Here is a 26,196-nt window from a genome sequence, read left to right on the forward strand (position 1 = left end):
ATCATGAACAAATTACATTATTTAAAAACCCTAAGCTTTGCCCTGCTCGCGGCATTTGCAACCATATCTTGTAGCGATGACGATCCGAAGCCGGTACCACCGGCACCGGCTCAACCTGAAGCTTCCAAGTTTGTTGTTTCCGGTTCTGTAGGCGATGCAAATTATTTATTGACCGCCGATAAGTTAACGGAAGGATCTGTTACAGCCAAAGATAATGGCCTGACCACCTCCTCGGGAACCTATTGGGTGTTCCATAGCGATAAATACTTATTCCGCCTTGCCTATAACCAAGGAAATGCAGGGGTCAGCTCCTCCTATATCTTGAATGAGCAAGGAAAAGTGGTGGAACGAAGTAAAACCTACGAAATTAAACGCTTTACTTCCTACGGTATCTTTAAGAACTTTTTGATTACCTCCTCCACGGGTAGCTTAGGAAAGAACTTAGCCGACCCTAAAACAGGCTATATTCCACAGGGCTTCCTAATTTCCTACTTAGATGCAGAAAAGGAAACCTTTGTATCGGATGACACCCAATTTTCGGAAGACTTCTTGGGCAATGGGGAATATGTAACCTTAGCCGGTTTCCAGCAAGTGGGCAATAAACTCTTTTCGGCGCCCATTCCGATGGGTCTGAGCCAATTTGGCACCACCACTCAAGGCGGTAAATTTGTGAAATACCCGGAATTGGTGACCAAAGATAAAGGCGGGCAAGGCAGTAGCAGCTATGAAAAAGACGAGCTGCAATGGACCCAATACCCGGATGAAGCATGGGTTGTTATTTTTGACTCCGAGAATTTAAAAAACAAAAAACTCATCAAAACGGATAAAATTTCTTATGCGGTAGGCCGATACCGTTCGCAGTATTACCAGATGATCTGGGCGGCCGATAACGGGGATATTTACCTATTCTCGCCGAGTTATGCAAAAACCATGACCAAGGAGGTGCAAAAAACGAAACTGCCTGCAGGGGTGGTGCGCATAAAAGCCGGAACGGAAGTATTCGACCCGAATTATTATGTGAATTTAGAAGCACAAACGCAAGGAAAATCATTCTTACGCAGTTGGCCAATCGGCAAAGACAATTTCTTATTGTTGATGTTCGACAAACCTTTTTCAGAGAAAGGTCCAACAGCGAACCAGTTAGCGGTGTTTAACGGTACCTCGCAGAAGTTAACCTACATTCAGGGTTTACCAGAAGCAAGCACTATTAAAGGCTTTGGGAATGGGCCCTTTGTTAATGAGGGTAAAGCCTATATTGCCATCACGACAAACGATGGTAGCTCACCGAGCATTTATGAAATCACTGCCGAAACCGCACAGGCTAAAAAAGGCCTAACCGTAGTTGCTGACCAAGTTTCAGCCATCGGAAAATTGAATTCCTTTAAATAATAAATAGTTTAGTAATAGTGAGGCAAGGGTGGTTCTAACATTTAGAGCCGCTCTTGTTTATCACTTACCGCAAGCAAACATTTTTTGGTATTTCAGTATTTTACATTAAACAAACACTTCCTTATTTATAATTATTCTAAATTAGCATGTGACAATAATGTCGAAGGCTTTTAAAACCCCAGCTGATATGGCCCAGAAATTCTTCCCGATTCATTTTCAAATCAGTAACCAGTGCCCAACACATATTGGCGAAGACCTCTACCTTTGTGGAAGCTTCAACAATTGGTCGCAGGAGCATATTTACCTCGGGAAGATACCAGCAGTAGGCGAAACCTTAAACGCCGATTTGGAGGCCTTAAAAGCCGGCGAATGGGAGCTTAAATTATCTCGAGGACAATGGCACAACCTCTTTGCTAGCCCAGCAGGTAAACTGGCCGACCCCGTCATCCTCAACCATTCCAAAGAATCTGAACTCGCCCTAACCATCGAGGCCTGGAGAGATGATTTCCCCGCCAGTACCGCCAGCAAAGAAGTGCATATCCTGGATGAGCATTTCTTTTTCCCCAACCTGGATGTGTACCGAAAAGTCCTGATATACCTACCGGCAAACTATGCACAGCATCAAAAGCGATACCCGGTGCTGTATATGCACGACGGGCAGCATGTTTTTGATGAAGCCACCTCCGTAGGCCGATCCGGTCCCATTGAATGGCAAGTGGACGAAACAATCAATCAAGCTACAGAACAAGCCATTGTCGTAGCCATTTATCATGCCCGAACCTTTCGCTTACGCGAGCAGGAGTACATGGTACATAACAGTGAAGAAATACAGGATGCAAAAGGCTTTCTGTATTTAGAAGACATTGTGGAGGTGCTCAAGCCCTTCATAGATAAACAGTATAGAACCCTGCCCGACAGCCAGCACACCGCGATGCTCGGTAGTTCCTTAGGCGGGTTAATTAGCCTCTATGCTGGCATCAAATACCCCGAAGTTTTTGGTTGGATAGGCGCCTTCTCACCATCGATATGGATGGATGAGGAGAAATTATACGAATTCTCATCAAACAGCCTGAATGAGCATGCCGATCTCTATGTACAGCAACAGCTTTACTTCTATATCGGCTCTCGCGAAATCAGAAATAATCGGGATCACAAACCGAGTAACATGTTAAGAGACCTGGAGCACTATAACGATTGGTTAACCGATCAGTATCCTGGAACCATCTCTTTTTCATGGAATGAGCAAGGAAAACACGGCGCCTTTTATTGGCAAAAGGCCTTTGTAGACTTTTTTAAGTATTGGCAAGAACAGTTAACACTAATCCATAAAGCACATGACCTTCATTAAATTGAATATATACAGCCTCATCAGCAAGCATACTTATATGCTGAGTTTCCTCCTGGCCAGCTGCGCAACGCCAGCCATGGCACAAGAAGTCGTGAACACGGCAAAAGCAGGCTCCGGAATCTATGAAGCAATTATCAACAACAACGATGGCTTTATCTATGTAACCGGCGTTGGCACACGCCATGCCGCAAATGGAGCCCTCTATAAAATAGACGGCAACAGCCTGGCGATCGTGGATACCATCAGCCTGCAGGAAAACCCTCCCTACGGCATCGCCATCAATCAGAAAACGAATATCGCCTACACCAGCAATACCCGAACAAATTCGGTAAGTGCCATAGACCTGGCATCTGGAAAACTTATTGCGACCATAAAAAACGGCGATAAAAACTCCCATACACGCGAAATTATCGTGGATGAAGATCGAAACCTCATTTATGTTAGCGATGTAGGTGAACCCAGCAGAATCTGGATCATCGACGGGAAAACCAATAGCTTCCTCGGCCATATTGAAGGCCTTGGGAAATCCGCCACAGGCATGTGCTTCTTAGGAAACAAAGATTATATATACCTGACGGTGATGGGTGAAAACGCGATTTATAAAGTGAACACCCAAAGCAAAACAGTGGAAATGCAATTTTCCTCCGCCGGAGAAAGCCCGGTCAATATTACCACAGATGGCAAGCAGCTGTTTGTTGCCAATCAGAAATCAGGAACGATAACTGTGTTGAGCCCAAATGGGGCGCTGCTGAAAAGCATTCCCACTGGAAATGGTGCCATAGGTATCGCCTATGATCCGATTAAAAAGCGTATTTATAGTGCGAACCGACAAAGCGGAAGCACCACAGTAATCGATGCGGAAAGCTTTGAAGTTTTAGCCGATCTAAAGACGGGTTCCCATCCGAACCATGTTAAGATTCACCCAAAAACCGGAAAAGCTTATGTATTAAATAAACAAAAAGGAGGCCGACAGGCTACAAATCAAACAGCTGTCGCCGACCCTCAAGGAGACACCATTACCAAAATTAAATAATCCATCATCCCCAGCCCCTATCCTTTTCTACAACGGAGGTAGGGGCTCCTTTTTCTCCGCAAAAGAAAAAAGCAAGACGCATTTAACAACATTGAATTTTAAAGAATCAATTCCCTATAAATTAATTATTACAGGTGCAGCCATAGGCCTGCTTTTACTCTTGATCTGGATATCTCTCTTTACCGGCATCAAAGACATCAGCTTCGCCAGCTTGTTTAGCGATAAAGAGCAAGCCTTATTTTTTATCATCAGTAGAATTCCCCGCACCTTAGCTCTCCTGTTCGTGGGGGCCGGCCTCAGCTTGGCTGGCTTTGTATTCCAGCATTTATCGCAGAATAAGTTCGTCTCGCCGACCACCGCCGGCACCTTAGAAGCCGCTAAAATGGGCATCTTATTCAGCATCATCTTTATTCCGGAAGTTCCCTTAATGATGAAGATGAGCTTTGCCATGCTATTTACCTTTTTAGCATCGCTTTTATTTATCGGCTTTATTAGTAAAGTAAACATCAAAAACACCATATACATCCCCCTAGTAGGGCTGATGTTCGGGAACATCCTATCTGCCATATCCACCTTCTTTGCCTATAAGCATGGCATTGTACAAAATACGCAGGAATGGATGTTAGGCGATTTCTCATCGGTTTTACAAGGGCAATATGAAACGGTATTTCTAATTCTGCCAGCGGTCGTTCTGATTTATTTCTACGCCGACCGGATTACCATTGCCGGATTAGGACCCTCCTTTGCGAAAAATTTAGGACTCCCCTATTACAGCATTGTTTACATGGGTTTATTCATCATCGCCTTGGTAGTCAGCAGCTCGGTTGTTACCGTTGGAGCCATCCCCTTTATCGGGCTGATCGTGCCTAACCTGTTGAGCTTAATTTACGGCGATAACCTGCGAAGAACCTTGCCGATAATTGCTTATACAGGTGCTAGCTTTTTGCTGTTCTGCGATATCCTTAGTCGACTATTGGTATACCCCTTTGAGGTGCCCATTGGCATGACCGTAGGCATTATTGGGGGCATCTTATTTCTGGTTCTAATATTAAGGAGGAAGAAATGAGAACGTCCCTTAAGCTTAGCTTATTACTCGCATCCTTAGTTGGTATTATTGCCTTATTCCTGCTGTTTGAAATTGACCTCTCGCAGGATTATATGATTCATAAACGCAGCATTCGACTGGCAAGCATGTTAGTCGTCGGGGTGAGTGTGGGCTTCTCTTCTTTAGTATTTCAAACCCTAAGTCAGAACAGGATCCTTACGCCCGCCATTATGGGCTATGAGTCTATCTTTATTTTGTTTCAAACGGTCATCGTTTTTATTTATGGCGACAAGACCTTTCAGGTTATTACCGAGCAGAATAACTTCTTCTATGCCGTGCTCTTGATGATGGGCTTTTCCTTGCTGATGTACCTGTTTATGTTCCGTCGCTCCAAGCTGGGTATGCTCTACCTCCTGCTATCTGGTATTGTGATGGGCACGCTGTTTCAAACCTTCAGCCAGTTTATGCAAATCCTGATCGATCCGAACGAGTTCACGGTGATCCAGAACTTTATGTTTGTGTCCTTTAGTAAGATGAATACGAAGCTGCTAAGTATTGCGAGTATCACCTTATTGGCCACCTTGATTTACGCCAGCTTTTACATTAAATACCTGGATGTCATTGCGCTTGGCCGCGATCATGCCATCAACCTTGGCTTAAATTACCAAGGCTTGGTTCGTCGCTTTATGCTGGTTATTTCTTTGCTGGTATCGGTATCTACCGCATTGGTGGGGCCCATTACCTTTTTGGGGATTCTGGTCTGTAACCTGACCTATGAGTTATTCCCCAATCGGAAGCACCCAGCCATGCTTACCGTCTGCTGCCTGATCTCTTGCTTATGCCTGGTAGCCGGCCAATTTCTTATTGAACATATCTTTCAATTTTCAACCACCGTCAGTATTGTGATCAACTTTATTGGTGGTTTATATTTTTTGTATTTATTATGGTCGACTCGCAAAAAGATTACTTAACCTTTCAGGATATCCATAAACACTATGGCGAGAAAATCGTGCTGAACGCGATTTCAGCGGAGATTGCCCATGGTAAAATTACCTCCTTGATTGGACCCAATGGTGCCGGAAAAAGCACCTTGCTGGCCATATTGAGCCGCCTGTTGAAGCAGGATGGCGGAAAGGTGAGTTTCTTTGATAAAAACATCGGTAGCTACAAAGGACAAGACCTCGCCAAGAAATTGGCTATCCTGCGGCAGTCCAATCATTTGGATCTGAAACTGACCGTGGAAGACCTGGTGTCCTTTGGGCGCTTTCCCTATAGTCAGGGTCGCCTGAGCAGCGAAGACAAGGAGGCCGTACAGAACGCCATTCGTTTTACCGAATTGGAATCCTTGGCTGATGCCTATCTCGATGAATTGAGTGGTGGCCAGAGGCAACGTGCGTTTATCTCGATGATTATTGCCCAGGACACCGATTACATCTTGTTGGATGAACCCTTAAACAACCTGGATATGAAGCATAGCGTGCATGTGATGAAGACCTTACGCCGCTTGGTGGATGAACTGGGGAAAACCGTTATCCTGGTGATCCATGAAATCAATTTCGCCGCGCAGTACTCCGACTTTATCATCGCGCTAAAAAATGGAGAAATTGTGCAGCACGATAAAACCAATCAGATTATTCAATCCAATGTTCTGCGCGATATTTTTGAAATAGACTTCGATATTATCGATCGAAACGACAAGCTCATCTGCAATTATTTTAACCTTTAAAAAAGCGTATCATGATTAAAAAGAACCTTTCAATCCTCGCCATAGTATGCAGTGTCATACTATCGCTCACAGGATGCAATCTCAATGGAGGCGAACGCGTCCATGCTGATAAAGACACCCTGCAAGTTACCCATAAATTAGGGACAACAACGGTGAACTTCATCCCTAAGAAGGTGGTTGCACTGGATGTAGGCGCCCTGGAAACCCTCTACGAATTGGGGATTAAACCGGCAGCTATATGCAAAAAGAACCTGCCGAAGTACCTGAAAATCCTCGAAAAAAACAATAGTATTCAGGATGCGGGATCGATTAAAGAACCGGATCTGGAAGCCATTGCCGCCGTAGCACCGGATTTAATATTAATATCCGCACGACAAGAGCGGTTTTATGAAGAATTGAAAGCTATCGCACCGACGATTTACGTGGGTATTGACCCTAAGGATTACTTAGCATCCTTCATTAAAAACAGCAAACTTATCGGGCAGATTTTCGATAAAGAAGACCTGGTGAATACGAAGCTGGATTCTATCCAACACAAAATTGCCGCCGAACAAAAGCGCTTTGCTGCCGACCCGAATAAAGCCTTATTCCTCTTGTTCAATAACGGGAAGTTCTCGGCCTATGGCAAGGGATCCCGCTTTGGATTTATTCACGATGTATTGCACATCAAACCTGTGCTGGATTTGGAAGGGGAATCGGTGCATGGCCAACGGATTTCAAACGAACTCATCGCCGAATCAAACCCCGATTATCTCTTCATCGTAGACCGCAATGCAGCCGTAATGGGCAAACCGGCCAATAAAGATGACGTGGAAAACACCCTGGTAAAACAGACGAAAGCCTATAAAAATGGAAAGATTTTTTATATGAATCCGGAAGTATGGTACATCTCCGGGGGTGGCTTACTCTCTTTCTCCAAGATGTTAGAAGACATTAATACACAAGTTAACTAAGGAAGAATAAAATGGAAAGACCAAAAATTGCTAAATATGTGTTTGAAGTATCCGGCAAGGAATGGATTACGCCTCATTACATTCGGATAAAGCTACGTGCAGATGAAAATATCGCTTTTGACCAATGTACCTTGGGGGCAAATAACAAAATATTCATTCCCCCTGCAGGTTGTAAGGATGTGCTCTTTCCTGAATTCGATCCCGAATTAGGGGCTTGGCGCTATCCGAAAGAGGATGCTCGGCCTATTGTTAGAACCTATACCCACCGATCTATAGATCCGCAGACCAAGGAAATTGCCATCGACTTTATCGATCATGGTGATAATGGTCCGGCTTCGGCCTGGGCCCGACATGCCGTCCATGGCGATCAGCTTGGTGTAGCCATGAAAATAAAGAAAACGCCACACTACCAACAAGCAGATTGGTATTTTCTGATTGGCGATGCTACGGCTATTCCGGTCATCTGCTGCATCCTGGAAAGTTTGCCGGCCGACGCCAAGGGATACTGCCTGATAGAAATTCCAAGCGAAGCGGATATCCATCCGGAGCTGACGCATCCGGGCTTTGAATTTCAATGGCTTCTCAATGGGCATCCGGAACGAGGTAGCATCCTGGCGCCCTTAGCCAAGGAGGTGGAAATTCCCGAAGAGTACATCCCTTTTGCGTATGTGGCCGCTGAATACAGCACGGTGAAAGAATTAAGGCAGTATTTTCAAGAAGACTTGTACTGGCCTAATCAACAATATTATGCCTTTTCGTATTGGAAGGCTGGACTAGCGGAGGATTTTTCTGCCGCCGAACGGCGTTTGGAAAAGGAAAGCTAGTCGTGCTTACTTGTAGTTGACCCAGCTGTATAGCTGAACCTGAAACTGTGGATCGGAGCGTCTTGATGCTTGACCCTCCGGTCCCATTTCAGGGAATTTTCGAGAATAATAGCATCTTATTTAGAATTATTATAAATAAGTCATATCTTTGCCTTGACGATGATCATAAAGGCGAAGATAAAAGAGCATAATGAATGGCTATTCTGGGAAGAACTCTCTGAAGATCCGAACCTGCACACCACCCTGTCGGAGAAACAGGTGAGCATCAATAAATACCCCATCAGCATATCCACTTACCAAATTCTGAGTAAGGGGATTTTTATTATTCAAGCGGAAATGCTCTTCAATGAGGCAATGATCATTCAGGCAGAAATCGATCAGGAAGCTATTGTTAGTCAGTTTGTATTCAGCCTCAATCCGCAAGGAAAACCCATCTTCTCCAAACATAACATCCGCTATATCCCTTCCTTACTCGAGGAGCATCTGGTTCCGGAGAAGCAAAAATGCCTATACGTGCTGCTGGTGATGACACCGAGCTTTTACCATAACCTGGTTACGATTTACAATCCTTTACAAGATCAGTTTAAACAACGGATGAATCAGCAACATCGAACCTCAATTTTCGATGAAGATCTTCCAGCGACACTGGAAATGTTGCATACCATTGAGGAACTGAATAAGGTAAAAGAAAAGAAAGAACTTAAGCAGATCTTCACCAATGCGAAGGTGCTGGAACTGATTATGTATCAGTTCGAACAGTTTGGATTGGTTTCTGAAAAGGAAGTCGAAGAAGTGAAGACCGAGGATATCGTCAAGCTGGAAGAAGCCAAGAAATTACTGACGCAGCAATTCGTAGAACCGCCGACACATAAACAACTTTCTAAGATTGTCTTGCTGAATGAGTTTAAACTCCGAACCGGTTTTAAGAAATATTTCGGCACCACGATTTACCATTTCATTACGCGCCTGCGCATGGAAGAAGCCAAAAGATTGATTTTAGACGAGGGTAAAAACATGTATGAAGTTGGCACCTTGGTCGGATTCAAACATCAGGCAAGCTTTACCCACGCCTTCAAACGTTATTACGGCATCTTGCCGAGTGAGATTTTCCGGAATAATTAACCTAACTGATTACCGAATCTACCAGCACACGATCTTCCTCGCGCTGCTGCCGATGGAAACTGTTAATCTCATGGATATCATAAACTAAGGGAACCACCTCCACTTGGGTCACTAAATTCTTCGGATTTACCTGCGTATGGCTATCAATGCCAAAGATGGTATAGATATGTTGCTGCTTGAATACCTCATTCGGAATGCCATACCACCAAGCCCTTCCGGACTTCATCATCAGCACCCGATCGCTGTACTGAGCCACCAGATTCAGATCGTGCAGTACGGCGATAACCGTAAATCCTATTTTGCATAGAGATTTGGCAATGGCTAAAGTCTGATGCTGATATTGGATATCCATATTGGAAATAGGCTCATCCAATAGTAAAACGCCGCCTTCCACATCCCATAGTTGCGCCAATACGCGCGCAAAATGAACACGTTGCTGCTCACCTCCGGAGAGCTCACGAATAGAACGCGTCCGAAGATGATCCAGCGAGCATAAGGTCATGCACTCGGCAACAATCGCCTCATCCAATCCTGTTGCCCGATGCTGATAACGTCCCATGGCAACAATCTCTTCCACCGTAAAAGGAATATCCATGCTGTTACTCTGATGAAGGTAGCCCCGAAACTTGGCCATCTCCTTCATGCTCAAGCTGTGGAGGCTTTCGCCACGCATGCGTAACTCGCCGGAATCAGGCTTCCACTCCCCTGCTATCAGTTTTAATAAGGAGCTCTTACCCGCACCATTCGCACCGATAATACTTACAAACTCCCCTTTATCTACAAATAAGTTCAGATCCTTAATAATGGTTCTGCTTTTTACAGCATAGTTTAGCGATTGAATATGTATCATAATTTACAGTTTTCGTTTTTCTCGAATTAGAATAGCTAAAAAGACAGGCGCGCCAACCAGGGCGGTCACAACACCAATGGGCAGCTCTAACGGTTGTATGATAGTACGGGCTAGGAGATCTGCCAAATTCAAAACAATGGCGCCGGCGATTAAAGATGCTGGCAATAAAAAACGATTATCCACCGTACCGATGAGGCGTAAGGTGTGCGGCACGAGCAGCCCCACAAAGGCGATAATTCCTGAAAAAGCAACCGATACCCCTACTGCCAAGGTGGAAAATAGCACCACCCATATCTTTAGGCGTCTGGTGCTCACCCCCATCATCTCTGCTTGCGATTCGCCCAAGGAAAAAAGGTTGAGCGATTTCCCAAAAAACAAGAGCGGAATAACGGCAGAGATACTGATGACTGCGAGTACTTTCGCGCTATCCCACGTGGCGCCTGCCATACTTCCTAAAGACCAGAAGGTAATGTTTCGCAACTGCTGTTCGGAGGCCATATAGCTCATTAAGCCCGTAGCCGCTCCGGCCAAGGCATTAATGGCAATACCCGCTAAGATCATGGTAGCAATATTCGATTTTCCATTCACCACCGAAATAGTGAACACTACAATAACCGCGATAACTGCCCCGATAAAGGCCGAAAAAGACAAGAGATACAGACTTACAGCCGTCCCTAATAATGCAATAAGGGAAGTCTCAAAGACAATGGAAAGGGCCGCAAAAAAAGATGCCCCGGCAGATATCCCGATTAGTCCTGGCTCGGCCAGTGGGTTTCTGAAAATTCCTTGGATAGCCGTTCCTGTGATTCCTAATACGGCACCAATCAAGGTGCAGAATAGAATCCTGGGCACCCGAATTTCCATCAGCACATTACGTAATAAGGTATCATCTTCTGTTAATGGAAGTTTGCTGAACGGCTGGAACAAGAGCCGGACAACTTCAAAAAAAGGAATATGCAAGGCCCCCATTCCTAGCGAAATGATGATGGTACAAGCAAGTAAGGCCAACAGGCCCAAATAAAATGCGGTATTCTTCATCCTATCGAACAAGCTGTTGAAGTTGGCTAATCGCTTGGGCAAGTCTCACGCTATAGTTATTTAGCAGGGTCGCATCCATGGAAACAATCTTATTATTTTTACCGGCGTTGGTAAGTTTTACCCCTGGCATTTTTAAGATCCCTTCATCGCCGCCTAAGCTAGACTTTCCAAATTCAAACAAGAGGATCACATCGGGATTGGCAGCCACTAAAGCTTCTGTATTATAGGTTTTAAATCCTTCAAATCCTTTCATTGCATTCTGATGGCCGGCATCTTTGATAACTGCATCAATGGAAGTGCCCTGGCCAGATACACTCATGTAGCCTGCTCCACGTGCATAAATAAACAAGATTTTCTGTTGCGAGGCTGCCGCTACTTTACGAATACCACTCAACTCTTTGCTTACTTTCGCAACCAGCTTATTGCCTTCTTCTACACGGTTAAGTCCTTTTCCTACGGCTTTAATAAACGAAAAAAGACCATTCTTACTAAAGTCTTGCTTAAACAAAAAGAAAGGAATCTTTAAGGCTTTTAGTTGCTGTTGTAATTCCGGGCTTAGCTCCCCTTCCAAAGCCAATACCACGTCTGGACGGAAGGAACTGATCGACTCAATACCTACCGAGCGGTTCCGGCTTACTTTCGGGATTTTGTTGATATAGGCGGGGTAATCACTGGTGATATCGGTAGCTACCAGTTGCTCGCCTAAGCCTAAGGCATCAACCACCTCGGTAATGGCGCCACTTAAACTGATAATACGTTTATACGATTGTCCATAACTAGTAAATCCAATAAAAATCAGGAACATTAATAGTCCTGCGGCTCTTAGGGGTTTCAAAATATTCATATTGTTTCATCAATGATTTGCACAAATAGACTACTTATTTATACTAATTCCAAACTAGCGTAATAACAAAATAATTCAACTTAAACAATAAGTATATAAATTGGCAATATTCTTTTAAGACTAAAAATCAATAAGTTAGCTCTTTCGCCATTTTCTTGTAGTTAATCAAAATAATCGTTTTTAAACAAAAAAACCTACACTTCGAACAAATCAAACTACACTTTGAATAAAGATTTTGTCAGCAAGAATGGGGAATATTGCAGTATTATTTAGAACTAATATAAATAAGTGCGATTACCATATACATTTTACCGAATGCTTATCATCCTCGTTTGTCACTGCATCCCCCTGTATGGCTTTTCTCAAGAAAAGGCCAGTATCCAAGGGTATGTGATAGACAGCTTGGGTAAGCCCATTGCCAATGCAAATATCATTTTTCAACCCGATTACATCAGTGCAAGTACCGATGCTAAGGGATTCTTCCAAACCAGGAAACTCTACCTCGGCGAATACCAATATCAGCTATCGGCAGTAGGCTATGACATGATTAGCGGTAAAATAGATTTTCAACAGAAAACGAAAGTACATCGCTTCCAATTAGAAAAATCAGCTAACCTGATTGAGGAAGTAAGTGTTCAAGCGGAGGTAACGAAAAGGCCGACGCTTATCAATCCCTTACATGCTTCCATGCCTGTTACAGTGATCGATCGCAAAGCCTTAGACTTGCTAGGTAGCAGACGTCTGGATGAAGTGCTGCGCGAGCAAACCGGTATGGCCATCGTTAATAATATCTCCGGCGGTTCTCGCTCCACAGGCGTGCAGATTCAAGGACTGTCCAGCCAGTACATCATGGTACTCATCGATGGACAACCTGTGCTAGGACGGCAATCTGGTAACCTGGATCTTTCCAGAATTCAAGTCTCCAATATCGAGCGGATTGAGATTATTAAAGGGGCTTCCTCCTGTCTGTATGGCAATGATGCCTTAGGGGGTGCCATTAACATCATCACGCGTTTTGGCAGCAGCCACCCTCAGGTGCACCTGCAGGGCAGCTATGGCTCTTACGAAACGCTGGACTTCACCGCAGAAGCAGAATCAAACTTCAACCAAAATAAAGGCTATGTATTACTCTCGGGAAACTATTATAGAACCGCAGGGTTCAATAATAACAAGCGATATATGGAGGCAGGAACTACGATTCCTCCATACACAAATTATGCTCTGCAAGGGAAAATTAGACATCAACTAGGCAGCCCGCAGCAATTCTTAGGGCTTAATATGCGGCTCAATCAACGCTTTTCGGAAATGACACGTAAGTATGGAGCCGATCATGAAATCCTTGATCAACAGGAAGAACTGGACTTAAACAGCTCCCTTAGCTTCGATAAAAAATGGAATTCCCGATGGAAATCCTTGTCCAACTATTACTTCTCCACCTATCGTTCCGCCATTGATGTGCAGTATCAAGCAAGCCAAAGCTCCTTAAGCAGCGACCACTTCAACCAAAACATCCACAAGCTGGAACAGCAGGCAGCCTATCATGGATCTAATCTACAGTTTACCTTGGGTGCTGTTGGCCAATTGGAGACCATGAGTGTGAATAACAACCAGGACACGCGCGATCAAACGAGCTTTGGAGTGTATGCCCAGGGAAGCTATACCTGGCCATCCATAGCCCAATTTACGGCGGGCCTTCGCTATGATCACACCTTGAACTACGGCTCCCAATTGAGCCCAAGTATGGGAATCAACATCCATTTGAGTGAGCAACTCAGCTGGAAAACGGGCATAGCTTCAGGCTTTAAAGCACCAGATTTCAGAACCCGTTATCAAGTGTTCTACAACCCCACGGCGAACTATTATGTGCTTGGAAACGAAGTGTTACTCGAAACTTTAGCGCAAATGGAACAGGAAGGCACGATATCAGAAATCAGGAAAGCAATAGTTCAGAAGCTGAGTCAGCCCCTTAAAGCAGAGAAAAACATATCGCTGAATTCCGGAATCAGTTATAAGCCTTTTGCAGATGCTAGTATTGATGTCAATGCATTCTACCACCGCATGCGCGACCAGATCAACAGCGTGCAAGTAGCTACTGGCGAACGCAATATGGCCATTTACTCGTTCCAAAACCTACCGCAAGCCGTTAATAAAGGGATCGAAATCAACAGCCAGGTGAAGCTCATGGCAGGCTTAAACTTCAATGCAGGCTATCAATACCTTATTGCCAAAGACCTATCGGTAATCGATAGTATAAAAGCCAATGTATGGCCATACAACCAGAATATTCACGACCCGAAAACAGGGAATTCCTATGCTGTAAAACCCAGCGATTACTGGGGATTGGAGAACCGATCTCGCCATCAGTTTCACCTGGGCCTAAGCTATGCCTATACGCCTTGGCAGCTTACGTTCCATGCCCGTGCTATATTCCGCGGTAAATATCCCTTTATGGACATCAATGGAAATCAGTTCATCGACAAGTACGATGTCTTTGTAGAAGACCACATCCTTTATCACGCTGGTGTAGAGAAGAAGTTCAGCAAAACGCCGCTCAGCATCAGATTCAACATGGAAAACATCAGCAATTACATTAACTATTTAATCCCCGGTCAGTTAGGACGCATGAGTAGCATCGGCCTATCCTACCGGTTTATCAAAAACTAAGTCTATGACGAAGCCGTTAAAAACACTCGTTTATCTGGCAGCCCTTGTCCTTATCCTTCAAGGCTGCAGCAAATCAAACATTGGTCCGGAAGAAAACAACAGCGATAAATTAAGCACCTGGGTAAGGGATCTTGCCGGGGATGTAGATGCCTCCGTAGGCCATACGGCGCCAGGCAAGGATAAACGTGATTTCCACAGTTTCCTGTTCCGTTTTTCCGACCAAAAGCAAGTGTGGTTAAAAACCAAAGCCGACTCTGCAAAATACCTTCCCCAAACCGATTGGGACCTGGTATTCAGCAGTCTCTACAACAGCAGTATCTACATTAACAATGGCGAGCAACAAGCGGTTGCCTGGCAGGGCAATGGTTCTAAACACAAGATGGTCTTAATCAAAGAAAATTACGACCGCGTACAAACGGCACCATCCGATGCGGAATTCGATCAAAGTAAACTGTACCAAATCGGCATGATTACCGACCAGGACTCACCGGGTTGGTATAACTATAGCACGACATCGCATTTGGTGCAAGTACCGAGCAATCGCACGTATGTATTCCGTCTTTCCAACGGTAAATACGGCAAACTGCAACTTATCAATGTCTACAAAGGAAATCCACCGGCAGTAACCGATTTAAAGTGGGCTACCCCCTATTTTACTTTCCGTTACTTTATTCAAGCCGATGGCAGTAAAAATCTAAAAACATATTAAATAAAAACAATCATTATGCTAAACGAGAGAATCAAATCTGCAACCAAAAACGGTCACCAAGAATTAGAAAAGGAAGTTATTTACCGTATCAAAGCGATCGAAAACAATAAAGATTACGCGGAGTTGCTTAAATATTTTTACAGCTATTTCTTAACCCTAGAGGCTAGTATCGAAGCTCATTTACCGAGTAGTTTCGATCAGTACTGTGCCAACCGTAGAAATGCCGAAGACATCAAAAAAGACCTAGAGCTCTTAGGCTTCTCTTGGGATGAATTGCCTTTGGCACAATTGCCAACCATAGAAAATAAAAACCAAGCTATCGGCGCCTTATATGTATTAGAAGGATCGATCATGGGTGGTCCTTACATCGTGAAGATGTTGCAACAAAAAGGTATTGCCGATGGCTTTAATTTCTTTAAGGGCTATGGTGAAGCATCTGGTGAGAAATGGGCAGAATTTTCACAGTTAATCAATACCGAAGTTGCGGAAGAAGCTGACATGGTAGAGGCGATCTCTGCTGCGCAAGAAACCTTCCAACAGTTCGGACAAACCTTCAAAAACACCATAAACGTTTAATCATGAATGTAAAACCAATGACAAGGCTAGGCATGCGCGCCGTTGTATTTAGTATGCTGCTTGGCGCAATGGCTTCTTGTTCTGATGACAAGAAAGAAATTAAACCCAAATTCACCGAGCAGGATGCCAAAACCGAAGAGGCAGCCTTTAATGTACCCTCGGGAAAACGTGTATTTTTCGACTTCAAAACGAACAGTACCAAAGACAGCTTAAATAGCATGGTCCATTTCTCGGGAATGTATGGATCTTCCTTAAAGAGCTCCAGACCTGACCAATACAAAATGGGCTATTTCGACAAAGAAAACACTTCTTTAGAGAAATTAACCATCGAGGAAATCAGCAAGCTGACCATCAACAAAACAGATGCTTTCAGTATTGATGCTTCCAGTGCCGGACAACCCGCAACAGGACCAACCTGGATTATTTACGATTACAAAAATAATCATGCGGTTTATCCTACGGCAAACCGTTATATCGTGATGTATAAAGGAGCGGCCTTCAATGCAGAAGCTGATGAATTATATATTGTCCAAGCAGCCTCCGTTACGGCGGCCAGAGGCAATGCTGACTACAAGATAAATGTTAAAAAATTTGTAAGATAAACCCATATAAAACAAGTATTTATACCGAAATAAGGACCGCTATGAACGTATAAATACTGGATTTTATCTTTCTTAGAACAATGCGTTATCTGCCCTGTTCAAGGGGTATAGAAACGCATAAATTCTAGTATTTTTTTACAACCATCATCCCACAATCCCTAAACCTCCCGGTTTAGGGATTTGTATTTTTTTCACTTCAATTTTATATAATAATGTTTCTATTTGCTAAATCAATTGCCTAGTTTAGTAAAAGCTTATATTTCTAAAATATACCTATGCCGACGACTGAACCATTAGCACATTTATTTCACATCTTAAATGCCTCTCCTTTAGCTACCGCTATTTATACCGACGAACACTTAAAAATTGCCTATGTCAATGAAGCTATGGTACAGATGTGGTGCAGTGAAGAGTCGATAATAGGGAAGAATTTCTGTGATGTTTTCCCCAATTTTAAGCAAGAGGGATTCTCTTCGATCTTAAAAAAAGTTTGGCAAACCGGCATTCCTTACAAAGCTGTAGATACACCTGCCGATATATTAGATGGCGAAACCTTCCACACCCGTTATTTTGATTTTGAATACCAACCCTTACTTAACGAGCAACAGGAAACCTATGCCATATTACATACTTCCATCGATGTTACTGCACGGGTAGAAGCGCAGCGCTTATTGGAAAAACATGAACAGCAGCTTTCTATTAACAAAGATCTGGAAATGATTACCAGCATCTTGGCGCATGATGCTAAAAACCCGCTTTCCATTGCCCGTTTAGGGATAAGCAGGCTTAAAACCAAGAATGCGAATGACACGAAGAACAGCGAAAAATGGTATGAGATTATTGACCAGGCCATGGAAGACCTGAATACCATCATCGACCGTACCGTGCAACTCAGTGAAGCGCGATCCTATATTATTAAAAAGGATCAAATAGACATTTCTACAAAAATTCAACCTTGGTGCGAAGAGGCCATGTTGATCCACCAAACAACTTCCAGCAACATTAAATTAGGAACATTACTACCTGTTTATGGCGATTTGCGAGGATTATCGCAGGTTTTTATCAATATCATCGGAAATGCGATTAAGTATAGTTCCTCTGTTGCTAACCCCACCGTCCAAATATATAGCGAGGAAACCAATAAAGGCATCGTTTATTATATTAAAGACAACGGGGTGGGCATCCCTCAACAAGACATACAGCATATATACCAACATTTGCACCGCGGTTCCAATTCGTCTAGCTTTCAAGGGAAAGGTATTGGCCTTTTTATTGTGAAGCGCGTTATGGAGCGTTTGGATGGCTTGGTAAATATATCGAGTGAAATTAATAAAGGAACAGAGGTGCGGCTCTTTTTCCCGAACAGCTAAACCATCACAGAATTCCACAATTCGCAAACGATTTCCCTTAGTAACTGTTCCCTCCAAAAGGAACAATATATGGAAACTACACAACAAGGGGATCCAAAATCATTATACCCTACCCCACCTTTCAAAAAGCAAGATCAAGAACCGCCAGGACAATCCAAGCTCATGGATCCTTATCCGGATCATGGTGAGTACTCCTACAAAGGCAATAAACTACTACAGGGGATGGTAGTGGTCATCACAGGCGCCGACTCCGGCATTGGGAAGGCTACGGCCATTGCGATGGCACGTGAAGGTGCTGATATTATCATTGGCTTTAAAGAAGATATTGAACAGGAAGATGCCGATGATACCGCAGATTGGGTAAGAAAGGCCGGTCGGGAGGCCATCCTTTTCAAAGGTGATATCCGGCAAGAAAGCATTTGCCAGCAACTCATTGAGATGGTGGTAGGGAAGTTTAAGAAAATAGACGTGCTCATCAATAATGCGGCTTATCAAATGTCGTATAAAAAGATTGAAGATATCAGTGCCGAAGAATGGAACAAAACCTTTGAGGTTAATCTAAGTGCCATGTTTTACCTCACGAAGCATGCAAAGCCACATCTTCGCACGGGAGGTAGCATCATCAACACCACCTCAGTAAATGCTTACGACCCTAACCCTACCCTTTTGCCTTATGCCGCCAGCAAGGCGGCCATTCAAAACTTCACTTCTAATCTGGCCCAGCAATTTTTGGAAGAAGGCCTCGGCATCCGCGTCAATGCGGTAGCTCCTGGCCCTGTATGGACGCCTTTAATTCCCAGCACCATTCCCGATCATGAAAAGTTTGGCGCCAATACCCCGATGGGTAGGCCGGGGCAGCCAGCAGAGATAGCGCCCGTTTATGTTTTTCTAGCCAGTGCGGCAGCTTCTTATATCTCAGGCGCAACAATTCCAGTCACCGGTGGCCGGATCACTATATAAAAAAGGTGGGGTTAAAAACCCCACCTTCCTTATTTTATTAAGCCATTCAGCATGGCAAATTTAATGAGTGCTGGCGTATTTCGAGATTTCGTCTTTTCTATGAGGTTTTGGCGATGCCCTTCTACGGTTCGTTTACTGAGGAATAATTTATCTGATATTTCAAGATTGGTCAGCCCCTCACTTAACAACTGCAGCACCTCAAGCTCCCGATTGGATAAGTCCAATTCGCTTAGATCTACAGGCATGGGGATGCAATTATGCTTTTCAATAGACATTTGAACAAAGTCCATCGCAATCTCTTCACATAAATACCGACCGCCTTTATGCACATGCTTAATACAAAAAACCATCTCTTCGGCTCCCACGTTTTTCACCAAATACCCTTTGGCTCCATTTTCGAAAGACTTACAAACATGTTGGGGGCAATTCAACATGGTTAACACAATGACTTTAATATCGGGATATAAGGAATTCATCTCCTGCACGAGTTGTAAGCCATCCATATCCTGCATACTGAGGTCGGTAATCAACACATCAACTTTTAGGCCCGTTTTTAGGAGCTCCAATACTTCCCGTCCATTGTTCACATCGGCGCATACGGTAAAATTTTCCTGGGAATCTAACAATAATTTAATCCCATTTCGAACCACCAAATGATCCTCTGCTAACAATATCTTTACTTCACTCATTTTAACATCCTTTTATTTTTACCGTCACTTTTGCGCCGGGTTTATTATTTTCCAACAACAATTCACCTTGGTATAAATCTGTTCTATTTTTTATGGTTCGCAATCCAGAGCCATTCTTCATACTCAATGGCAAGGATGCTGAAAAGCCAACACCATTATCCTGCACCTGAATCAGGATGGTCGATTCATTCATCCTTACACGGATGCTGACTTCCGTTGCAGCCGCATGCTTCATGGTATTATTCAATAATTCCTGAAGAATCCGATAGATTACTAATTTTAAATCTTCGGAAAGCTCCTCTGTTGCTGCTGGCAAGAAATAGGTTACTTTGAAGTCTACCGTTGAAATCCGCTCCACCATGGCGCGAACGGCTGCAATAAGACCGAAATCATGCAATACAGAAGGTACCAAATCCACGGAGATATTTCGAATTTGATGAATCGCCTCATTCAGCAATTGTTTCAGGGGCTTCATAAAGGCTATATGCTCCGGCTGTTGTAGCACAAAATGTTGCAGGTTTAATCGAACAGCATACAGCAATTGGGCAACACTATCGTGCAATTGCCTCCCAATGCGTATGCGCTCTTGCTCTTGGGTATCTACTATGGCTTTAAAAACCTCCCGCTTGTCTACCGCCCATTCTTCATTGGGCTTCAACTCATCGTCGAACATTAAGAGGCAATACTGCGCTTCACCGAATGGATTTGTATATTTCTTCACATAGGTATCCATGCAATTAAAGGAACCATCCCCTTGAATGTAGGCGATATGAAGTAATACCGCATCGTGTTGGGCATCTTTATTTTCAAAAATGGTTTGCAGTTTAAGGGCATCCTCACCATGGAGTAACTCAAAGATATTGCGCCCCCTAAGTTGCGCCTCTTCCTGTTTAAAAAGATATTCGAAGCGCTGGTTGACATGAAAAACCTGGAAAAACTTATCTAAAAAAACATACGCAAATGGCCCATTCTTAAAAAAAACATCGATGCTAAACAATTCCTTACCGAATTCTTCATCAAATAAAGAATACTGTCGCATTCTTGAATTATTGTTCCAATCTTCGTGTTCCAGAGGGTTCATATGCTTACCTTTAAATCGGCATGGAGACTTAAGGATTTCGTTAAAAAGATAGATAGATAAGTAAAAATACTGATTATTATGCTTCCAATCCTAGTGTTGGAAGGGGATTTACGTGTTATTACGTATAAATAAAAGATTTCACGTATTAACCGCAACCTCTCGTAATTTCCCCAAATTTAACGCTGATTTTCTGCGTAAAACCTCTTCTTCGTAAGTATGAAATTCTTAAGTCAGCTTTCCTATTAAGAAACTCTAAGCTAAATACTTACATAAACCGATATTCTAACAACTTATTGCCCTTTTTCGTAAAAAATACGTAAAAAGCGATAAATACCTGAATCTTAGCTTGATGTCAAAAAGCTTAAACTATACTCTAAATCAGAACGTTATATATAGACAACAACATATATCCAGCATGAAAACCGCACTAAATAATATGATCCTAGAAAATACCGCCGTTTTAAAACGGTTGGCCACTAATTTTACAAAGGACCAATTTGAAAAGGAAGACCTGGTTCAAGAAACCCTCATCCGATCCCTAAAATCATTGGAGAAGTTTATGAACAACCCCAAACTGATTTCTTGGTTATACGTCATTATGAAAAACATCTACCTCAATAAATATAGACGTGAAAGCATTCATCGCATCGCCACGAATGAAATAACCTATACGCAAGGGGGATCACATAAAACCAATAATAATGCGGAAGGTGGCTTTGTGATTAAAGATGTGGAAGCCGCATTGAAGGAATTATCTGCCGAGAATTATGAAATATTCAGTATGTATCTGGAAGGATTTAAATACCATGAGATAGCAGCGCATACCAAAAAAAAGGAAGGAACAATTAAAACCCGGATTCATACCATCCGAAAGGTGTTAAAGAAGAAATTGCAAGCGTACGAAAATTAATTTATAAAGGCCTTTAACGAAAAAGGCCTTTATGCTTATTTACTCTTTGTTACCATGACTCATGGCAACTTCGGTTAATTTTTCATCTGCATTCTTCTCCTCTTCCAATATTTCCGCAAAAATAGCCGCCACATCATCATGTTTCATCATCTTGGCATAAGTGGCCAAGGTGCCATAGCTAGCAATTTCATAATGCTCAATTTTTTGGGCTGCAGCAATTAAGGCGGCATCCAATGCCTCCGTATCTTCAAAATCACCGATAATTTCTTCGGCCTCTTTCAAGAGTCCTTCCATGGCCTTGCATTTTTTCCCTCGCACCGGCAGATCCAGTAAATTAAAAGCTTGTTTCAACTTCTCCACCTGCTGTTCGGTTTCTGCTAAATGACTGGTAAAAACAGCACGTACGGCTTCTTCTTTCGCTTTAGATTGCATCAGCTTTAAGCCTTTCAACAACTGCTTTTCTGCATTGAAGATGTCTTTTAATTCATCCAGCATGAGTTCATGTAAATGCCCGTTTGGCATGTTTTCTTTTGCATCTTTTTTCATCTTACTCATAATTTGTTCCTTTAAATTTTACGTTATATCCCTTAAACAGTAGGCAACAAAAAAAGGTTAATATTTATTAAACTTTAGGTATTTATACCGGTTGCCTTTGCGACAATTGCCCGCCCAGGGTTGTAAAATTTACGGTAGCGAAAGGATTGATATTCGTAATACTTATATTAAAAAAATATAATATAGATGCAATCTATGCAATAATTCATCTTACTCTAACCTGTTTTGGCTATTTTCGGAGCTTATCACAAGCAGAAAGAGGTTTTTTAACCCTCAAATTGCACTATGAATCTGTTAAAAACTCAACATACATATGCCAAAACTCATTAACTTAAAAGTCTTTAAAGAATTCTTGCAGTCTAGCAATGCCGGGGGAATTATGCTCTTTCTCTGTGTTATTCTTTCCCTTATTATTGCCAATACCAGTTTTGCACCTGCGCTTCAAAATCTATTAGATCAGCAGCTCGGCTTTGAAACCGATAGTATCCATCTTCGCTATCCTGTTATTTTATGGATCAATGACGGATTAATGGCTATCTTCTTCCTCTTGGTAGGTTTGGAGATAAAACGGGAGATTGTAGAGGGCGAATTATCATCGCCAAAGAAAGCATCTCTTCCTATCCTCTGTGCCATCGGTGGTGCAGCAGTACCTGCGCTCATCTATCTTATTTTTAATAGCGGCCAAGATACGGCCTCTGGTTGGGGCATTCCCATGGCAACGGACATTGCATTTGCCCTAGCTGTTATCAATTTGGTGGGTAAAAAAGCTCCTGCCAGCCTTAAGATTTTCCTGGCAGCATTAGCTATTGTAGACGACTTAATCGCTATTCTTGTGATTGCCTTTTTCTACTCATCGGGAATAGAAACGACGTATTTACTTTACGCAGGAATAGGTTTAGCGGTATTGGTGATTATGAATAGATTGAATATCCAAAACCCTTATCTATACCTTATTCCAGGCGTATTCATTTGGTATTTCATTCACCACTCGGGCATCCACGCCACCATCGCTGGGGTGTTAGTGGCTATGACCATTCCGACGAACGACACAGCCAAAGAATCGCCATTGGAGCGATTAGAACATGCCTTGGTAAACCCGGTAAACTTCTTAATTATCCCGATTTTTGCCTTTGCCAATACCAACATCACCTTGGAATCGAGCATGATTGCCGGCTTGACTGCCCCACTCGGATTGGGAATCTCCTTAGGATTATTACTGGGTAAGCCGATTGGTATTCTTTTGACAGCTTTCATCTGTAGTAAAACAGGATTAAGCTCTTTACCCGAGCAAGCCGGTTGGAAGCACATCTTAGGTGTAGGACTCTTGGCAGGTATCGGATTTACCATGTCCATATTTATTGCTTTGTTATCTTATGACTCGGCCTTGCATATTGCTGAAGCAAAACTATCCATCTTAATCACTTCCCTCTTGGCTGGAATTATCGGCTACTCCATTTTGAGTGTAGGTAGTAAGCGAACTTACTAAAAATTGAATAAACAAAAAGGAGGAGCTATGATCGCATAGCTCCTCCTTTTTGTTTGGTATAAAACGCTTATTCTGTACTTCGAACAACGCGTACATGGGTTGATTTTAGCTTCACCTTCAACCAATCGCTCAATCTTTTACGCTCGTCTGCATCCATCGCCTTTTCGGCTTGATATACCAATACATTCTCGGTATAGGTACTATCCTTTGCCGCATACACGACCTGCTTTCCAATAGAAAACGGCGCTAGACCCGGAAATAAGGCCGTAATTTCATCCATCAAGGCTTTATCGTTAAAGGTATAGCCAGCAAGCTCGGAACGCAGGTTCTGGATGGTGATATCCTTCTCGGAAACATGCTGCGATTGCCTAGAGATTTCGGCCAGGATATCCGATTTAAGGTCGGTGCTATCTTGCCGAATTACCAATGCCGTATTGGTTAAGCCATAATTGCCAAGCCGGCTATTGATATCTTGCACTTCAGTTTTCGAAAAGCGCTTGCTTAAAAAGGCCAATTCAATTTTCTTCTCGCGGCTATTAAAGTTCGTCTTCTCGTAAATCACCGTATAGCCCTTATCGCTAAATTCCTGTTGAATAAAGCTCGATACATTCTGCATAAACTTCTTTTCCTGCAATAAGCTATAGGCTAAATAAAAGCTAGGTACCAGCATAATCAGAATAAGGATGGAGATGGTACGCGTTATACGTTGCTCGCGCACCTCGTCTACAAACTTCACCTTCGGATATTTCAACAGCTTCACAATGAAAAAAGTGGAAATACAGATGAAAAAGCAATTGATGGTATAGAGGTAAATCGCGCCAGAGAAGTAAGAAAGATTGCCGATGGCCAAGCCGTATCCCGCTGTACAAAGTGGCGGCATTAAGGCCGTCGCAATAGCGACCCCCGGAATCGGATTTCCTTTCTCCTTACGCGTAATGGCGATAACCCCTACCAATCCACCGAAAAAGGCAATGAGCACATCGTAGATATTGGGCGCCGTACGCGCTAATAATTCAGATTGCGCCTCCTTAAACGGGCTTAACAAAAAGTATAAAAAGGAAACAAATAGGCTAACTACCGTAGCGATAGCCAGGTTCTTTCCGGACTTTTTCAACAAATCGAAGTCGTAGGTTCCTAAGGCAAATCCGGCTCCCACAATCGGACCCATTAGGGGAGAAATTAGCATCGCACCAATAATGACAGCGGTAGAGTTGACATTTAATCCCACCGAAGCAATAACAATGGCACAAGCTAAAATCCATAGGTTGGCCCCGCGGAAAGATATATTGGAAACTACATTCTCTAACACATTCTCGCGCGAATCTTCACCATAATGGAGGTTAAAAAACCGAAGTAATTTGATCATAGGATTTGAAAAAAATGATAGTCTAAAAATAGTGTTGAACAAATGTAGGTTTTCTGCGGAGAATATGAGGAAAAATTGTGGAGGCTGTAAAGGAAAGGCTCCAATCAAAACGGAACCTTCTTTTTCTTAGTCCCCTTTCACACCCAATTCACTCCCCTTTCAAACCCCTTTCCTCCCTTATTGCAAAGGACTATATTTAGGGAATAAAAGGCTTCATAAAAAAGTGTTTAAAGGCCTAGTTCAATGCTTGATATGAAGGCCTTCTTTTAATGCTGATAAAAAGCGAGAGGCTATCCCAAAAAGGTAGCCTCTCGCTTTTTATTGTTAATGCTTATTAAAATCTGCCGTACTCTTCGTAAACATCGAAAGGATCTCGGCCATCGGCCATGGCTTGTCGGCTTCTGGCCTCCGAAGCACACCACTCTTCTGCAAGTTGAAGCACTTCTATCGTTTTTTCATATGGCACTATGACAACCCCATCGTTATCTCCAAAAACATAATCGCCAGGGTTCACCACGATGGTACCATCGATACCTTTTACAAAAATGGGAATCTGATAATCGACAATCATAAATCGGCCATAGGCTTCTACAGGGTTTCGGAACCGGCAAAATGTTGGGAAATCCATATCGATTAAGATATTCGAATCGCGGGTAGAGCCATCGATTACGGCACCCACACAACCGGCAGCAGCAGCCGCAGTTGCACTGATTTCACCAAACTGACCACAGGTCACATCGCCTTGGGTATCCCGAATTTGTACACAACCATCGGTCATGCTTTTCATCAATCCCAATCGGATATTATGGGTGTAAGCATCGCGGTTTGGCGTTGCCTTGCCATGCATGGTAAAGGCATGGCCTGCAACTTTCATGGTATGCACCAAAGGATATACCCCACTGTTCATGGCCCTACCTTTCAAGCCCATGCTTTCCATGGCGTCATATACTAAACCTGTATAAAGTTTTTTAAATCGATCGTTGATTGCTGAAGCGTCATAATTTACTTCGAATTTTCTTAAAGGATAATCTATCTTTTCCATAAATATTGATGTAT

Annotated in this window: 25 protein-coding genes; 17 read left to right on the forward strand and 8 right to left on the reverse strand. The window is 43.1% G+C overall.

Annotation, left to right across the window (positions count from 1 at the left end; translation table 11 throughout):
* The first annotated feature begins 3 nt into the window (after positions 1-3).
* The 9 genes from GQF63_RS01305 to GQF63_RS01345 all read left to right on the forward strand — a co-directional run bounded on the left by GQF63_RS01305 (position 4) and on the right by GQF63_RS01345 (position 9,440).
* Positions 4-1,389: a DUF4374 domain-containing protein gene (locus tag GQF63_RS01305; protein WP_160367285.1), complete on the forward strand. Its 1,386-nt coding sequence runs from the start codon at positions 4-6 to the stop codon at positions 1,387-1,389.
* Positions 1,390-1,576: 187 nt separating this feature from the next.
* The gene (locus tag GQF63_RS01310) at positions 1,577-2,737 is read left to right on the forward strand and encodes an alpha/beta hydrolase (RefSeq protein ID WP_160367286.1); all 1,161 of its coding nucleotides are present in this window, start codon (positions 1,577-1,579) and stop codon (positions 2,735-2,737) included.
* The gene (locus GQF63_RS01315) at positions 2,724-3,770 is read left to right on the forward strand and encodes a YncE family protein (RefSeq protein WP_160367287.1); all 1,047 of its coding nucleotides are present in this window, start codon (positions 2,724-2,726) and stop codon (positions 3,768-3,770) included. Before GQF63_RS01310 ends, GQF63_RS01315 begins: the two co-directional genes overlap by 14 nt.
* A gap of 91 nt (positions 3,771-3,861) precedes the next feature.
* On the forward strand, positions 3,862-4,836 hold the full coding sequence (locus GQF63_RS01320) for an ABC transporter permease (protein ID WP_212592424.1): 975 nt from the start codon (positions 3,862-3,864) through the stop codon (positions 4,834-4,836).
* Complete coding sequence (locus GQF63_RS01325; RefSeq protein WP_160367288.1) at positions 4,833-5,786, forward strand: iron chelate uptake ABC transporter family permease subunit; 954 nt, start codon at positions 4,833-4,835, stop codon at positions 5,784-5,786. Before GQF63_RS01320 ends, GQF63_RS01325 begins: the two co-directional genes overlap by 4 nt.
* Positions 5,759-6,541, forward strand: coding sequence for an iron ABC transporter ATP-binding protein (locus tag GQF63_RS01330; protein ID WP_160367289.1), 783 nt, complete (start codon positions 5,759-5,761; stop codon positions 6,539-6,541). The genes GQF63_RS01325 and GQF63_RS01330 overlap by 28 nt, the downstream gene beginning before the upstream one ends.
* Positions 6,542-6,552: 11 nt before the next feature.
* Positions 6,553-7,494 (forward strand): siderophore ABC transporter substrate-binding protein, encoded by a 942-nt coding sequence (locus GQF63_RS01335; RefSeq protein ID WP_160367290.1) that lies wholly within the window; start codon positions 6,553-6,555, stop codon positions 7,492-7,494.
* A gap of 11 nt (positions 7,495-7,505) precedes the next feature.
* Positions 7,506-8,318, forward strand: coding sequence for a siderophore-interacting protein (locus GQF63_RS01340; protein WP_160367291.1), 813 nt, complete (start codon positions 7,506-7,508; stop codon positions 8,316-8,318).
* 159 nt (positions 8,319-8,477) lie between these two features.
* A complete protein-coding gene (locus GQF63_RS01345) occupies positions 8,478-9,440 on the forward strand; it encodes a helix-turn-helix transcriptional regulator (RefSeq protein WP_160367505.1) in 963 nt (320 codons plus the stop codon).
* A gap of 1 nt (position 9,441) precedes the next feature.
* Here GQF63_RS01345 and GQF63_RS01350 read toward each other — a convergent pair whose 3' ends face one another.
* The 3 genes from GQF63_RS01350 to GQF63_RS01360 are packed head-to-tail and all read right to left on the reverse strand — an operon-like array spanning position 9,442 to position 12,172.
* Positions 9,442-10,290 carry a heme ABC transporter ATP-binding protein gene (locus GQF63_RS01350; RefSeq protein ID WP_160367292.1) on the reverse strand — a complete coding sequence of 283 codons (849 nt, stop codon included), beginning with the start codon at positions 10,288-10,290 and terminating at the stop codon, positions 9,442-9,444.
* Positions 10,291-10,293: 3 nt separating this feature from the next.
* On the reverse strand, positions 10,294-11,370 hold the full coding sequence (locus tag GQF63_RS01355; RefSeq protein WP_246163197.1) for a FecCD family ABC transporter permease: 1,077 nt from the start codon (positions 11,368-11,370) through the stop codon (positions 10,294-10,296).
* Positions 11,330-12,172, reverse strand: a complete 843-nt coding sequence (locus GQF63_RS01360) for a heme/hemin ABC transporter substrate-binding protein (protein ID WP_246163199.1) — start codon at positions 12,170-12,172, stop codon at positions 11,330-11,332. Before GQF63_RS01360 ends, GQF63_RS01355 begins: the two co-directional genes overlap by 41 nt.
* Before the next feature lie 315 nt (positions 12,173-12,487).
* On the opposite strand from GQF63_RS01360, the gene GQF63_RS01365 reads away from it, so the two are divergent.
* The 6 genes from GQF63_RS01365 to GQF63_RS01390 all read left to right on the forward strand — a co-directional run bounded on the left by GQF63_RS01365 (position 12,488) and on the right by GQF63_RS01390 (position 19,053).
* Positions 12,488-14,836, forward strand: a complete 2,349-nt coding sequence (locus tag GQF63_RS01365) for a TonB-dependent receptor (RefSeq protein ID WP_160367293.1) — start codon at positions 12,488-12,490, stop codon at positions 14,834-14,836.
* 4 nt (positions 14,837-14,840) lie between these two features.
* Positions 14,841-15,545, forward strand: a complete 705-nt coding sequence (locus tag GQF63_RS01370) for an HmuY family protein (protein WP_160367294.1) — start codon at positions 14,841-14,843, stop codon at positions 15,543-15,545.
* A 15-nt stretch (positions 15,546-15,560) separates the two neighbouring features.
* A complete protein-coding gene (locus tag GQF63_RS01375; RefSeq protein WP_160367295.1) occupies positions 15,561-16,121 on the forward strand; it encodes a biliverdin-producing heme oxygenase in 561 nt (186 codons plus the stop codon).
* Positions 16,122-16,123: 2 nt separating this feature from the next.
* Positions 16,124-16,723 carry a hypothetical protein gene (locus GQF63_RS01380; protein ID WP_160367296.1) on the forward strand — a complete coding sequence of 200 codons (600 nt, stop codon included), beginning with the start codon at positions 16,124-16,126 and terminating at the stop codon, positions 16,721-16,723.
* Between the two features lie 275 nt (positions 16,724-16,998).
* Positions 16,999-18,093 (forward strand): sensor histidine kinase, encoded by a 1,095-nt coding sequence (locus GQF63_RS01385; RefSeq protein ID WP_160367297.1) that lies wholly within the window; start codon positions 16,999-17,001, stop codon positions 18,091-18,093.
* A gap of 69 nt (positions 18,094-18,162) precedes the next feature.
* Positions 18,163-19,053, forward strand: coding sequence for an SDR family oxidoreductase (locus GQF63_RS01390; RefSeq protein ID WP_160367298.1), 891 nt, complete (start codon positions 18,163-18,165; stop codon positions 19,051-19,053).
* 29 nt (positions 19,054-19,082) lie between these two features.
* Here the strand turns inward: GQF63_RS01390 and GQF63_RS01395 are convergent, their stop codons facing one another.
* Together GQF63_RS01395 and GQF63_RS01400 are read right to left on the reverse strand one after the other, a co-directional pair.
* The gene (locus GQF63_RS01395) at positions 19,083-19,742 is read right to left on the reverse strand and encodes a response regulator transcription factor (RefSeq protein ID WP_160367299.1); all 660 of its coding nucleotides are present in this window, start codon (positions 19,740-19,742) and stop codon (positions 19,083-19,085) included.
* A gap of 1 nt (position 19,743) precedes the next feature.
* A complete protein-coding gene (locus GQF63_RS01400) occupies positions 19,744-20,823 on the reverse strand; it encodes a sensor histidine kinase (RefSeq protein ID WP_160367300.1) in 1,080 nt (359 codons plus the stop codon).
* Positions 20,824-21,238: 415 nt separating this feature from the next.
* On the opposite strand from GQF63_RS01400, the gene GQF63_RS01405 reads away from it, so the two are divergent.
* Entirely contained in the window at positions 21,239-21,733 is a 495-nt protein-coding gene (locus tag GQF63_RS01405) for an RNA polymerase sigma factor (protein WP_160367301.1), read from the forward strand.
* A 39-nt stretch (positions 21,734-21,772) separates the two neighbouring features.
* Here GQF63_RS01405 and GQF63_RS01410 read toward each other — a convergent pair whose 3' ends face one another.
* Positions 21,773-22,288: a YciE/YciF ferroxidase family protein gene (locus GQF63_RS01410; RefSeq protein WP_246163202.1), complete on the reverse strand. Its 516-nt coding sequence runs from the start codon at positions 22,286-22,288 to the stop codon at positions 21,773-21,775.
* A gap of 313 nt (positions 22,289-22,601) precedes the next feature.
* Here GQF63_RS01410 and nhaA point away from each other — a divergent pair, with 313 nt between their 5' ends.
* Entirely contained in the window at positions 22,602-23,774 is a 1,173-nt protein-coding gene (gene nhaA, locus GQF63_RS01415; RefSeq protein ID WP_160367302.1) for a Na+/H+ antiporter NhaA, read from the forward strand.
* 67 nt (positions 23,775-23,841) lie between these two features.
* Here nhaA and GQF63_RS01420 read toward each other — a convergent pair whose 3' ends face one another.
* Positions 23,842-25,140, reverse strand: coding sequence for a DUF389 domain-containing protein (locus GQF63_RS01420; RefSeq protein ID WP_160367303.1), 1,299 nt, complete (start codon positions 25,138-25,140; stop codon positions 23,842-23,844).
* Between the two features lie 334 nt (positions 25,141-25,474).
* The gene (locus GQF63_RS01425) at positions 25,475-26,182 is read right to left on the reverse strand and encodes an RraA family protein (RefSeq protein WP_160367304.1); all 708 of its coding nucleotides are present in this window, start codon (positions 26,180-26,182) and stop codon (positions 25,475-25,477) included.
* Between the last annotated feature and the right edge of the window lie 14 nt (positions 26,183-26,196).

Source organism: Sphingobacterium humi, from assembly GCF_009768885.1.
Classification (GTDB): domain Bacteria; phylum Bacteroidota; class Bacteroidia; order Sphingobacteriales; family Sphingobacteriaceae; genus Sphingobacterium; species Sphingobacterium humi.

Coding starts and splice junctions, on each gene's coding strand:
- GQF63_RS01405 (WP_160367301.1), top strand. CDS start 21,239: ATGAAAACCGCACTAAATAATATGATCCTAGAAAATACCGCCGTTTTA.
- GQF63_RS01350 (WP_160367292.1), bottom strand. CDS start 10,290: ATGATACATATTCAATCGCTAAACTATGCTGTAAAAAGCAGAACCATT.
- GQF63_RS01365 (WP_160367293.1), top strand. CDS start 12,488: ATGCTTATCATCCTCGTTTGTCACTGCATCCCCCTGTATGGCTTTTCT.
- GQF63_RS01325 (WP_160367288.1), top strand. CDS start 4,833: ATGAGAACGTCCCTTAAGCTTAGCTTATTACTCGCATCCTTAGTTGGT.
- GQF63_RS01370 (WP_160367294.1), top strand. CDS start 14,841: ATGACGAAGCCGTTAAAAACACTCGTTTATCTGGCAGCCCTTGTCCTT.
- GQF63_RS01425 (WP_160367304.1), bottom strand. CDS start 26,182: ATGGAAAAGATAGATTATCCTTTAAGAAAATTCGAAGTAAATTATGAC.
- GQF63_RS01360 (WP_246163199.1), bottom strand. CDS start 12,172: ATGAATATTTTGAAACCCCTAAGAGCCGCAGGACTATTAATGTTCCTG.
- GQF63_RS01420 (WP_160367303.1), bottom strand. CDS start 25,140: ATGATCAAATTACTTCGGTTTTTTAACCTCCATTATGGTGAAGATTCG.
- GQF63_RS01310 (WP_160367286.1), top strand. CDS start 1,577: ATGGCCCAGAAATTCTTCCCGATTCATTTTCAAATCAGTAACCAGTGC.
- GQF63_RS01305 (WP_160367285.1), top strand. CDS start 4: ATGAACAAATTACATTATTTAAAAACCCTAAGCTTTGCCCTGCTCGCG.
- GQF63_RS01410 (WP_246163202.1), bottom strand. CDS start 22,288: ATGAGTAAGATGAAAAAAGATGCAAAAGAAAACATGCCAAACGGGCAT.
- GQF63_RS01315 (WP_160367287.1), top strand. CDS start 2,724: ATGACCTTCATTAAATTGAATATATACAGCCTCATCAGCAAGCATACT.
- GQF63_RS01345 (WP_160367505.1), top strand. CDS start 8,478: ATGATCATAAAGGCGAAGATAAAAGAGCATAATGAATGGCTATTCTGG.
- nhaA (WP_160367302.1), top strand. CDS start 22,602: ATGCCAAAACTCATTAACTTAAAAGTCTTTAAAGAATTCTTGCAGTCT.
- GQF63_RS01330 (WP_160367289.1), top strand. CDS start 5,759: ATGGTCGACTCGCAAAAAGATTACTTAACCTTTCAGGATATCCATAAA.
- GQF63_RS01380 (WP_160367296.1), top strand. CDS start 16,124: ATGAATGTAAAACCAATGACAAGGCTAGGCATGCGCGCCGTTGTATTT.
- GQF63_RS01375 (WP_160367295.1), top strand. CDS start 15,561: ATGCTAAACGAGAGAATCAAATCTGCAACCAAAAACGGTCACCAAGAA.
- GQF63_RS01385 (WP_160367297.1), top strand. CDS start 16,999: ATGCCGACGACTGAACCATTAGCACATTTATTTCACATCTTAAATGCC.
- GQF63_RS01400 (WP_160367300.1), bottom strand. CDS start 20,823: ATGAACCCTCTGGAACACGAAGATTGGAACAATAATTCAAGAATGCGA.
- GQF63_RS01390 (WP_160367298.1), top strand. CDS start 18,163: ATGGAAACTACACAACAAGGGGATCCAAAATCATTATACCCTACCCCA.
- GQF63_RS01335 (WP_160367290.1), top strand. CDS start 6,553: ATGATTAAAAAGAACCTTTCAATCCTCGCCATAGTATGCAGTGTCATA.
- GQF63_RS01340 (WP_160367291.1), top strand. CDS start 7,506: ATGGAAAGACCAAAAATTGCTAAATATGTGTTTGAAGTATCCGGCAAG.
- GQF63_RS01395 (WP_160367299.1), bottom strand. CDS start 19,742: ATGAGTGAAGTAAAGATATTGTTAGCAGAGGATCATTTGGTGGTTCGA.